This window comes from Peribacillus sp. NPDC097895, from assembly GCF_050277555.1.
Lineage (GTDB): Bacteria > Bacillota > Bacilli > Bacillales > DSM-1321 > Peribacillus.
On sequence record NZ_JBNNSH010000002.1, the window covers coordinates 816,924 to 829,012 of the forward strand.

At 37.6% G+C, this 12,089-nt stretch carries 10 protein-coding genes; 5 read left to right on the plus strand and 5 right to left on the minus strand.

Features of this window, described 5'->3' with window-relative positions; genetic code table 11:
• Positions 1-33: 33 nt before the first annotated feature.
• The 5 genes from ACQKMH_RS15345 to ACQKMH_RS15365 all read left to right on the plus strand — a co-directional run bounded on the left by ACQKMH_RS15345 (position 34) and on the right by ACQKMH_RS15365 (position 5,902).
• Positions 34-1,419: a cytochrome P450 gene (locus ACQKMH_RS15345; protein ID WP_427588341.1), complete on the plus strand. Its 1,386-nt coding sequence runs from the start codon at positions 34-36 to the stop codon at positions 1,417-1,419.
• A gap of 109 nt (positions 1,420-1,528) precedes the next feature.
• Positions 1,529-1,702 (plus strand): hypothetical protein, encoded by a 174-nt coding sequence (locus ACQKMH_RS15350; protein ID WP_427588342.1) that lies wholly within the window; start codon positions 1,529-1,531, stop codon positions 1,700-1,702.
• A gap of 489 nt (positions 1,703-2,191) precedes the next feature.
• Positions 2,192-3,529 (plus strand): amino acid permease, encoded by a 1,338-nt coding sequence (locus ACQKMH_RS15355; protein ID WP_427588528.1) that lies wholly within the window; start codon positions 2,192-2,194, stop codon positions 3,527-3,529.
• A gap of 455 nt (positions 3,530-3,984) precedes the next feature.
• Positions 3,985-4,662 carry a FadR/GntR family transcriptional regulator gene (locus tag ACQKMH_RS15360; protein ID WP_427588343.1) on the plus strand — a complete coding sequence of 226 codons (678 nt, stop codon included), beginning with the start codon at positions 3,985-3,987 and terminating at the stop codon, positions 4,660-4,662.
• 16 nt (positions 4,663-4,678) lie between these two features.
• A complete protein-coding gene (locus ACQKMH_RS15365; RefSeq protein WP_427588344.1) occupies positions 4,679-5,902 on the plus strand; it encodes a CynX/NimT family MFS transporter in 1,224 nt (407 codons plus the stop codon).
• A 646-nt stretch (positions 5,903-6,548) separates the two neighbouring features.
• Here ACQKMH_RS15365 and ACQKMH_RS15370 read toward each other — a convergent pair.
• The 5 genes from ACQKMH_RS15370 to ACQKMH_RS15390 form a co-directional block, all read right to left on the minus strand.
• Positions 6,549-7,913, minus strand: coding sequence for a helix-turn-helix domain-containing protein (locus ACQKMH_RS15370; protein ID WP_427588345.1), 1,365 nt, complete (start codon positions 7,911-7,913; stop codon positions 6,549-6,551).
• 1,119 nt (positions 7,914-9,032) lie between these two features.
• Positions 9,033-9,206, minus strand: coding sequence for a hypothetical protein (locus ACQKMH_RS15375; protein WP_427588346.1), 174 nt, complete (start codon positions 9,204-9,206; stop codon positions 9,033-9,035).
• A 129-nt stretch (positions 9,207-9,335) separates the two neighbouring features.
• Positions 9,336-10,496 (minus strand): DegT/DnrJ/EryC1/StrS family aminotransferase, encoded by a 1,161-nt coding sequence (locus ACQKMH_RS15380; RefSeq protein WP_427588347.1) that lies wholly within the window; start codon positions 10,494-10,496, stop codon positions 9,336-9,338.
• 12 nt (positions 10,497-10,508) lie between these two features.
• A complete protein-coding gene (locus ACQKMH_RS15385) occupies positions 10,509-11,132 on the minus strand; it encodes an acetyltransferase (protein ID WP_427588348.1) in 624 nt (207 codons plus the stop codon).
• 135 nt (positions 11,133-11,267) lie between these two features.
• Positions 11,268-11,852 (minus strand): sugar transferase, encoded by a 585-nt coding sequence (locus tag ACQKMH_RS15390; protein WP_427588349.1) that lies wholly within the window; start codon positions 11,850-11,852, stop codon positions 11,268-11,270.
• Positions 11,853-12,089: the final 237 nt, after the last annotated feature.

Consider the following 12,089-nt stretch of genomic DNA (forward strand, 5'->3'; position numbering starts at 1 on the left):
ATACTAATCCTTTTACAGAAAGGGGGGGCAATATTGAACGATACTGATGATGTGTTACGCGATTCTCCAAAAGTTCCAAAGGGAAGGCTTATTTCTGGACATACAAAGGAGTTTCAAACAGATCCACTTGGCTTTCTTTCCCGATTAGCAAAGGAATATGGGGAGATAGCTAAATTTCGATTTGGACCACTTCAAGATGTTTACCTTGTTTCAAATCCTGATTTAATAAAACAAATACTCGTAACAAAACAAAATTGCTTCGTTAAATCAAAGGACTTCAATGCATTAAAACCACTTCTCGGTGAAGGTTTACTTACAAGTGAAAAAGATTTTCATATGCGTCAGAGAAGGCTTATTCAACCATCTTTCAAAAAGTCTCATATTAGCCATTACGCCCAGGATATGATTGATACTACAATGGATTATATTTCAACTTGGGAACAAAATAATGAACGGATCATTACGAAGGATATGATGAGCATCACTCTCGGGATCATCAGCAAGACCATGTTCAGCATGGAATTCAAGGATGGCTATGAAATTGTTGGGAAATCGATGGAAACTGCATTAAGAATCGCAGTCAAAAGGATGAGAACGATTTTCCGTATGCCATTATGGGTGCCAACTAAAATCAACCGGGAATATAAAAATGCGATACAAAATCTTGATAAAATCATTTACAGCATCATTGAAAAACGTAAGAGTGAGACAGTACAACATGAAGACATGCTTGGAATTCTGATGGATGCACGTGATGATGAAGATGGATTGGGGATGACAAACCAACAGGTACTTGATGAGTTAATGACTATTTTCCTAGCCGGACATGAAACGACAGCAAATGCACTTTCTTGGGCACTGTACTCCATTTCGCAGCATCCTGACATTCAGACCAAGCTTTTCAATGAAGTAGATAGCATAATTGGTTCTCGGACACCCAAGCCTGACGATTTCATGAAATTAACATACACTCAGCAAATCATTCATGAGGCGCTCCGTATGTATCCGCCAATTTATCTCCTGTCACGGGGTGTGTCGGAGGATGTCACAATAGGAGGATATTCCTTTAAAAAAGGCGATATGATCTTATTAAGCCCATTTGTGATGCAGCACAAGCCAGAGTATTTTCATCAACCAGATTCTTTTATTCCTGAGCGATTTGAAAACAACCATATGAAAACCCTGCCTGCGTTCGCTTACTTTCCATTTGGTGGAGGACCGCGGGTTTGTATTGGCAATCATTTTGCCATTATGGAAGCGGTGCTTGTCCTAGCTTGCATTGCTCAACGATATAGGATAAGGCTTGCAGATGACCATCATGAAGTTACACCCTATACGTCCCTTTCACTCAGGCCTAAGGGCGGATTGCGCATGGTAGTAGAAGAAAGAGAGGTAAAAGACTTCCAATCTGGCTTCTAATATGTAGATGAATCAATTTATATCCTACGAACAAAACCTCCATTCCAGTATGCATGATTATGACTCCTTTAAAGGTACTAGCCTATTTTTTTGAAAGGAGGGATGAAAAATGTATATGCTCCATTCACCAAGGATGGGTACCATCCACACTGAATTGCACTATTTAGGAATGGCCTCGCAGGTATATTCCGGTTTTTTAGAATATTTAATGAATATTGAACCGGTACAAGAAACCGATAACCTACAGTCTCTTCCTCTCCCCTTTTTATTTGAAAACGGGTAGTCTCATTAGCTTTGCCCATATTCTAGAAAAACCGAGCCATCAAGGTCGGTTTTTTGTTATTCAGGGGTACCCAAATGATGGCTCGGGTAGTCACAAAATAATAAAGAAAAACGTCTATAAGGGCGGATCCCCCCCCAAAATACTTATTCACCTATTAGACCACCTTTCTTTGTGTAAAGTTTCTTGGCGGTTTATCAATATGGACAAAAGGTAAAACTTAACATATTAACGATATTTTCCTGTAAAATCAACTTGGATTCTAATCCATAATTACTTAGAAAGCATGATATTTTAATAAGAATAAGCCGCTGAATTTTTTAGAAAATTACTAAATCTTTCTTTTTTCAGCTTCTCTACCTAAATTGACATTTTGCCGAATCATGTTATATTAATATAGTACTTTAGCGCACAAAAGCGTTCACTTGAAGAAGAAATAATTTAGTCTACAATAATATTTTATTAAAATAAAGCATGAAAGGCATGAATAAAATGGAAAAGACTCATCAAGATTTAAAAAAGGGCTTATTGCCAAGGCATGTACAGTTTATTGCATTGGCCGGAATGATAGGCACGGGGATTTTCAAGGGGAGTTCAGAAACATTAAATATGGCTGGTCCAAGTGTTGTGATCGCCTATTTAATAGGAGGACTACTGTTATTTATAGTAATGGCGGCTTTAGGAGAGATGGCAACCGTTTTTCCTAACTTGAACGTACAACATCTCATAAATAAAGCTTTTGGGTTTAAACTATCCTTCATTGTCGGATGGCTCTATTGGTTTAACTGGATCATCGTGATCATCGTAGAAATTGTAGCGGCTGGAAGCTTTCTACAATATTGGTTTCCTTCTGTACCATTGTGGCTGTTAAGTATACTTTGCGCATCAGTTGTAATCGGAATAAATTTGTTTCAAGTAAAATACTATGGTGAACTAGAGTTTTGGTTTGCAGGTATTAAAATAATAACGTTAATTGCTTTTATTATTTTAGGAGCTTTGATCCTTCTGGGAATTTTCCCTAGTTCTGCTTCATTTGCTAATTATACAGAACATGGTGGTTTTTTCCCGAAAGGCATTGAAGGCATGCTAGGTGCACTTTTAGTTGTCATGTTTTCATATGGGGGTGCAGAATTAATTGGTGTAGCCGTCACGGAAACAAAAGATAGCCAGAATGTAATACCAAAAATCATTAAAGGAACAGTATGGCGGGTGGTCCTTTTTTACGTCTTGCCCATTCTTATTATTTGCGGAGTGATACCTTGGAACCAAGTTAGCACTGTAGAAAGTCCCTTCGTTCAGGTTTTCAGCCTATCAGGTCTTCCTGGAGCAGCGGATATTATGAATTTCGTTCTTTTAACCGCTGTCTTATCAGCTGCAAATTCAGGTATATACGCTACATCAAGGACATTGTTCACTCTTTCTCAGACCGGAGAAGCCCCTAAGCCCTTTTTAAGAATAACCAAAAAGGGCATCCCCATTAATGGGATAATTTTAACGACATTATGTATATTAGTTGGCGTGTTTTTATCCTATTTGACTCCCGATCTGATATTAAGCTATCTAATGGCTATCCCTGGCTTCACAGTTTTATTATTATGGATCAGTATATGTTCTGCGCAACTGAAGCTCCGTACACAATATACTGACAAACCAGGTTTCCGGGTAAAGTGGTTCCCATACACAACTATATTTGCTATCACAGCTTTAAGCTTTATCTTTTTTGCTTTCATCTTTAATAAGCAAAATATTATTGGTACCACTGTATGTCTCGTCACTTTAGGAATATTGATCCTTCTTTCGTTTATTGTCAAACAAAAAAAAGCAGCTTAAAACAGAAAATGTTAAAAGAAAGCCCGACACTTGATTTTAGGGCTCAGACTGTAGACAAACTCGATGAAAAGCGAGTTTGTCTACAGTTTTTTTGAGTGTTTGTAAAATTAGAACGGTGCTTTACACTCCAGGCACTCGCTTTCCGATTGCGGTCCGGGAGCCTCCTCGGCGCTTTGCGCCTGTGGGGTCTCCCTTTGACGCGCTTTTTTCCGCAGAAGTCTCGCACCTCACGTTCCAATCACTTTGTTTTAACATTTAGATAGAACCCTTTTGTCTACAAACTGAACCCTGAAACTTGATTTCAGGGCTTTTTTCTATGGTCTTTTGTCCATTATGAAGTTGAAGTGGCGAATGAAGAGGAAGGTATATGAACAAAATTCCTGGTTTATTTTTTTAACATACATATGTTAAAATAACCAATGAACCAATCATCCTACAAATTCGAGGTGTACATATTGACCATATCTAAAACAAATCGTTTATCACTTGTAGAGCAAGTGGTTTTCCAAATTGAATCGTTAATTGAATCAGGTGAATGGAAGATCGGACATCAGATTCCTCCTGAAATGGATTTGATCAAACAATTCGATGTAAGCAGAAATACATTAAGAGAAGCTGTACGATCACTTGTTTATGCAGGTCTTTTAGTTACTAAACAAGGAAAAGGAACATTCGTAAAGTCATCAAGTGCCCTGGGGGCTGCATTTCAAAGAAGGATCCAGCAGTCAAGTTTATTAGAAACGTTAGAGGTCCGTCATGCCCTTGAACGAGAGGGAGCCCAGCTAGCCGCACTAAGACGTGACAAAGAAGATATAGAACAGTTGCAGATTCATATAGCAGCATGTCGGAAAGCTGCTGAAGCGAAGGATATCAAGGCTTACGAAGAGGCAGATATACTGTTGCATAAATCGATAATGGGGTCATCACATAATGATTTATTGATTGATTTGTACGAACATATGGAAGATTCCCTGCATGACTCCATCCATCAGATCGTTGAGATGAGTACTGATGAGAACTTTCATTTGAACATTCATTGTAGTCTTGTAGAGGCCATCATCGAACAAGATGTAAATCGGGCAGCCGAAACAGTGAATGAATACATTACACGATTTAAAAAATCTTTAAAGTAAGTACGGAGGACATAATATGGGCATTCATCAAGCGGCAAATCAACTAGAACAACCAAAAATAGATATTAAACCGAGAATGGGACTACTCATTATCGGAATCATTCTTATCGGGGCCAATCTAAGGGCTCCCTTAACATCAGTAGGCCCACTTGTCACTTCAATCCGTGATAATCTGGGTATATCCAATACACTATCAGGTTCCTTAACTACATTGCCTTTGCTTTCTTTCGCATTATTATCACCATTTGCACCTAGGATAGCACGACGATTTGGAATGGAGCTCACCCTATTCGTTTCTTTGATATTATTAACGATCGGGATTATGCTCCGCTCCATTGGAGGAGTACCATCATTGTTCTTGGGGACCATTTTAATTGGGTTAGCCATCGCCATCGGCAATGTATTATTACCCAGTCTGATTAAACATAATTTTGCAAGCAGTATCGGTTTGATGACAGGGGTTTATGCAGTTTCCATGAATTTATTTGGCGCACTAGGATCCGGGATCAGCATTCCGATTGCTTCTTCATCTGGATTAGGATGGGCTGGTGCCCTTGGATGTTGGGGAATTTTATCTCTTATTACCGTTTTCTTTTGGATCCCGCAATTACGACGGCCATTAAATTCAGACAAGGATGTACAAACGGCCGTCGTTAAAAACATGAACTTATGGCGTTCTGGTTTAGCTTGGCAGATCACCTTTTTCATGGGATTGCAATCATTTATATTCTATACAGTAATTACCTGGATGCCAGAAATCCTGGAACAAAAAGGCCTGAGCGCTGATGATGCTGGCTGGATGCTATCCATCATGCAGCTTGCCGTCATTCCGATAACATTCATTGTGCCAATTTTAGCTGGACACATGCAAAGTCAGCGCTTGTTAGTGGTCCCGCCGGTCATCTTCCTTGTTGTAGGGATCTTCGGCATATTGTATGGAAGCAAACTGTTTATCCCCGTATGCATGATTTTGATCGGGATTGGTGTCGGAACCATATTCAGTTTATCGATGATGTTCTTTAGTCTTCGCACACAAAGTACCCATGAGGCGACGGAATTATCAGGAATGGCTCAATCATTCGGGTACCTCTTGGCTGCCGTTGGGCCAGTGTTATTCGGAGGGCTCCATGATGTAACACACAGTTGGACGATTCCCTTATTGATGTTAGTCGTTATATCTGCATTTATTTTCATTGTTGGTATGCGTGCAGGAAAAAACGAATATGTAACGACTCATTAAAGTTGCTAGTGAACTTTTATAAAACAACAACTACAAGAGAATAGTGATACATTCTTTACACAATATAAAAAGCCTTAAGCGGCGATGGTCCCGGTATTGCACCGGGACCATTTTCTTTAGCAACACAGATAGCAGCGGTATTTATGTTGCTTACTCTGTCAAATTCTTCCTACATCCGACACAGCCAATTCCTTATAGTGATCTTCTACATCCTGCAAAACAAGCTTAAATGGTGACGTCCAAAGCTATGATCGAGAAAATAACATTATGGTTCCCACTATTTAATTATGGATGGATTGCAACCTATCGTTCCATTGATGAAACTTATAAAACCATTTCACATGGTTTCTAAATTCGAGAGGAGAAGCTGGTAAATGTTTTTAGTTCTCGCTTGCGTGACAAAGTTATAAAAAGGCATTCATTATTTCAAAAAAAGAGAGTATCTGTGGTTTAATTTGAGAAGTGATGGCAAGGCGGACTCACCTTCTCCCTTTGGAGAAAAAACAAATCACCTGGGCTTAATGACGAGGTAATTAATTAGCTGAATATTCCTGTTCATTATCAGGGGGTAAAGGTAGAAAGTGATTAAATGCCTAAATACTACATCAAAGCGGGGCATTGCTCTATTTTAAGCACGTGACTAAACTCAATCAATATCTTCATCAAATGGATATAAGATATTTGGATTTAAACCATACCTATCAATAAAATTCTTTCGAGTGAACATCTTAATTTCTTTTAATTCGGAAGGAGTTGGAAAGGAAGAAACTTTATAAACGGGAATGTGTTCAATATTAATTAACTGCCCTAAATCTGTTGTTATTAAAATATCGAATCCATTTTTCCTGAAAAGTGAATCTATATCAGAAAAGTCCATTACATAAATATTTAACTGATTTCCGAAATGATGTTTCAATACTTCACGAATATAATCTTTCTCTACATATGATCGACATACTAACGCAGTCTCTATGACCATTTGGTTTTTTTTTCTTAATATAGAGGCTTGGACCAACATGAAGATTTCCAATATTTCAATATTTTCAAAAGATATCGTGAATTCATTCGAGATGTTATTTGCTATCTCTTCAATAATGGCAAACAACGGATTTTTTTCGAAATATGGTACGAATTGTAAGATATTATTTATTCTAGTATCTGTTTTTAGTTGTAAATCAAAGGAGATCCCACGAAGTGTTTGTGCAAATTCGTACATGAAAATATCATCTTGGGAGACATCCAATCCTATTTTTTTTGATAAAGTAATTAAAAAGTGACTTAAAGGCTTACCGCTGTCCGAATTAAGCCTGGAACGGATATGCCTAAGCTCCTGCGTACGATTTAATGACATTTCTTCGCTTATTAGATATAAAGATAAAAATAAGATTTCTTGGATCTGTTTCTCCCTGCTTGGACATTTTTTCATGAACTTGAATAGTTGCTTTGATATTTCATATGCTTTTGATGTTTCATTTTCAATATAAACCGTTTTTGAGAATGATACGAAGCAATTATGGGATATGCGGATGTTCGAAATGTGAAGGATGATAGCTAACCTTTGTATCGCCCCCATGTGTAAAGAAGTTGCATGTTCTTTTAATAGCTCCAATAGTGTGTCCTGAAATTCCTTAAGATCAAAGGATGTAATAAGATCATTTAAATTGACGGACATGTACTCTACATATTGCATGATGAATCTTCTAATCTTTTTTTCATCGCCAACAATTTTATATGGACTTTTTGATAATTGAACTCCGGCACTTTTTACTACTTCTTCAATTTTCTCTAACTGTCGGTAAACTGTTGAGCGGCTGACGTGAACTCTTTGAGTCATGTATTTTATCGTTACTCCATTGTTAAAAAGAATTAAATCCAGTGTTTGAAAATACGTATTTTCACTTTTCAGATGAAACCAAAGTTCTTCCAATGTACCGTTTTTAGGTTTCAGTAATCTTACGCCCTGAACTTCATTCTTTTCGATTTTCCATTCAGGTGGGAGATTTGAACTCATATGTAAAATATCCCGCCATAATGTACTTTTCGAAAAACCTGTTTTTTTTGAGAGTTCGTTTAAACTGCACCAATTATCTTCATAGAATAAATAATAAAAAAGGTTTGAATAACGGTCATTAAATCTATTCATAAAATCACCTTTAGCTTCAATTAATTTTCATATTTTCTTATTAAACTATTGCATAGTTGAATTTAAGCACTATTACCCACGAAACCACCTTATTCTTTCATGTTTTTCTAGAACAATAGAAAACAAATACTACTTACTACCCAAACTTAACATAGTTTCACCCAAGTGTCGTTTCATATTTGGTACTAAGAAATTAATTTTTGAAGTCTGCTAAGCCTTGAAATTTCAAAAAGTACTCATATTAAGTTGATACCCATTTACTAGCTTATCTTCATAAGCAATCAATCATGCCCTTCAAATAGTATGTCTAATTGCAAAGCATGTAAAAGCCCAAGGTCATAGGCTCTTACGAGTCATGTATATCTAAAAGAGATTTAATCAGCTAGAACATTTCAAATTAGCAATGAACCATTTCATTTGAGGAACATGTTACTTTTTTTCATGATGTATCAATGAGCAATTGAGGTTTTCTTTTTAGTAAAAAGGATATTAAAAAATCTCATTCTTTTATAGTGGACTTGTAGAGCATCCACTATAAAAAGAATGAGGCGCCTCCTATTTATTAGAGCAACACTTTAAACGGAGCAATATCGATGAACGTATATGATGAATCAAAAAAAAAGAAAGAAAAAGACTGTTGAGGGTTTCTCGACAATCTGACCATCTTAAAGCAGTGCGTCTGCTGTTATTCTTTTTAACCAGCAACCCGGGTCACTCATGTGGAATATTCAAATGCTCTCTGTCGGTCTTTTTTCAAATGGGATATATGGGCTAATTAGAATTTTCTGTGCTTACAATCAAGTGAAAGAAGCTCGACTTTTAAATCATTTTTATAGATATAAATAATTTTATATTTTCTAGATTTATACATTACTTTATCACCAATCTTCATAAGTACGCTCATTTCTAATGTAGAATAAAACCGACTTCAAAAAGGAAAAATACAATCACCTTTTTTCAGAAGGTAAAGATAACATAAGAAAATATTTATCTGGAATCTTCATTATTGAATACGATGCAATGGAGCTCTATCGCCTTTATATTTTCAACCAGTCTTTTTCTAGTACTTTCTATCTCTCTATCATGCAAACCATTTCGTTTATTTGATAAACATACTAACTTGTCGATATCTTGATAGATCAGTTTAAAAGTCCTTCTCATATTTTCGTATGGCCTCCTTTTCATTGTAAGGAAGGTTAATTACCGTTTAAGCGGGCTTTAGTTTATCTTGTCCATGTAACTTTTATGTCACGGGTATTTTAATGACATGTCTCATAACACGTCGAAAACTCACCCATTTATTTTGGACGGTTCAAGTACTTCCTTTACAATTGCCACTACACGTTCTTGATCTTCTAATGTCATACCTGAACCGGATGGCAAACATAGACCTTGTTCAAATAACATATTAGAAATATTTTTATCATCGCTTTCCGTAAAAATGGCTGCATCTTTAAAGATGGGCTGTAAATGTAATGGTTTCCATACAGGTCTTGATTCAATGTTTCCTGCTTCTAACGCATTGATCACGTCAAGGTTCCGTACTCCAGTGACTTTGTCATCTATTGTTAAAGCCGTCAGCCAGCGATTCCCCATCGTATCTTTTAACTCTGGCATGAAGGTAATGCCAGGTATGCTTTCCAACGACTTTTTATAGCGATCAAAAATTTCCCTTCGGGCTTTTACACGCTCATCTAACACTTCTAATTGGGCACGACCAATTCCAGCTAGAATGTTGCTTAAACGATAGTTATATCCGATGGAGCTATGCTGATAGTGAATGGCTGGATCACGTGCTTGTGTAGATAGATAGAGAGCTTTATCCAAAAACCCTCCTTGATTCGATACCAGCATGCCGCCACCGGAAGTTGTAATGATTTTATTTCCATTCATCGAATAAATCCCTATATCACCAAACGACCCGGTTTGCTTCCCCTTATAAGTGCTTCCAAGGGATTCAGCTGCATCCTCTATCAAAGCAACCTTATATTTCCTGCAGATGTTCATGATCTCATCCATCTTTGCACTCTGCCCAAACAAGTGCACCAAAATGACAACTTTTGGAATTTTTTGTTTTTTTCTCGCGTCTTCCAATGCTCTTTCTAATGCTCTAGCAGACATATTCCATGTATCAGGTTCAGAATCAATAAAAACAGGCTCCGCCCCTTGATAGACGATAGGATTTGCACTTGCTATAAAAGTTAATGAGGAACAGAATACGGTATCACCAGTGGTGACTCCCAATACTTGCAATGCCAAATGAATGGCAGCTGTGCCTGAACTTACTGCCAAGGCCCCTTTTGTACCTGCATAATTGGCAAATCCTTCTTCCAAAGCTTTTACGTTCGGTCCTAGAGGTGCAATCCAATTCGTCTTGAATGCTTCGTTTACATACATTTGTTCATTGCCACTCATATGGGGAGGCGAAAGATAAATCCTTTTATACTCCATCCTATACACTCCTTATTTTATTATCCTTGCTGGGGATCCCACAGCGGTAGATGCATGAGGAATGTCTTTAATAATGGTTGATCCGGCCCCAACCGTACACCATTCCCCTATCGTGATGCTCGGTATGACCGTGGATCCAGCTCCCATCAAGGTTCCAGTTCCGATCTTGACAGCTCCTGTCAGGGTTGCACTTGGTGCGATATGAACAAAATCATTAAGGTGAGTATCATGCTCAATGACCGAAGATGTATTAAGAATGACATGGTTCCCCACTCTCGCACCTGCGTTCAGGACGACATTCGGCATAATGACTGTTCCTTTTCCTATCGAGACATTTTGACCTATGACAGCAGTAGGATGAATGACTGTCTCATAATCCATTACATCTAATCTCAGCTCGTTTACGATTTTCAATCGCAAATCGTTCCTACCTATCGCAATTAATAACTTACATTCAAAATGGATAAACAAGCTCTTAAAGCTTGAGATGGGACCAAAATACACATTTTCCCTTTTTTTCAGTGCGCCATATTGATCATCCAAAATAGCCATGAGGCGATACTCACCCATTGCTTCAATGATATCTTGAACAACTTTTGAGTGGCCGCCTGCACCGATTATCACGATTTTCTTCAATCCAAATCACTTCTCATATCTTCAAATTTAGAGTTTCCTTAAGAAAAATATATACGGAACCTAGAGGTTTTCTCGTCGTTCCCTCTAGGTTCCATACTTCTTTCATGTATTATGCTGGCCAAATCACTCATCCCATTATCCAACAAATTTTTGGGTTGTGACATGCCCTTCTTGTGTAATGGCTTCTTGTTTACATACCTTGATCAAGGTAAGATAGATGATTTTCAAATCCAACAAAAAGGATTGATTTTCTACGTACCAAACATCAAGCTCAAACTTTTTCTCCCATGAGATTGCATTGCGGCCATTTACTTGTGCCCAACCCGTCATTCCTGGACGGACCTCATGCCTTCTTGCTTGTTCGGCAGTATATAATGGGAGATATTCCATTAATAATGGCCGTGGACCTACAAAACTCACATCGCCTTTCATGACATTAATCAACTGCGGTAGTTCATCCAAACTTAATTTCCTGAGTAATTTGCCGAAATCCGTCAATCTCTTCTCATCAGGAACCAAATTCCCTTTTTCATCTTTTTCGTCTGTCATCGTTCTAAACTTATACAGATAAAATGGTTTTCCATTAAGGCCTGGGCGCTGCTGCTTAAAAATGACAGGTGAACCCAATTTCAAACGAATGAGGATGGCGATGAGCAGCATAAGAAGAGAACTGAACATGATCGCCAGACAAGATATAAATAATTCAAAAGCCCGTTTCATTTTTCCCTCCCAAATCATCATTGTGTATGGTTACAAGGAACGAGGGAATTCTTCGGTTAACTTCAAAGAATCATAGTTTTTACATTGCTGCTATTATCGAATATCCACTCGTCTCTTTCTATAATTCTTCATTTTCTTCAACTCTTAAAACAAATTGAATTCATCGCTCTATTTGTATTCATGCTCTGCCAACCTGGTATTTGATGCGATTTCAAAAACCATTTATAACACTTGCTT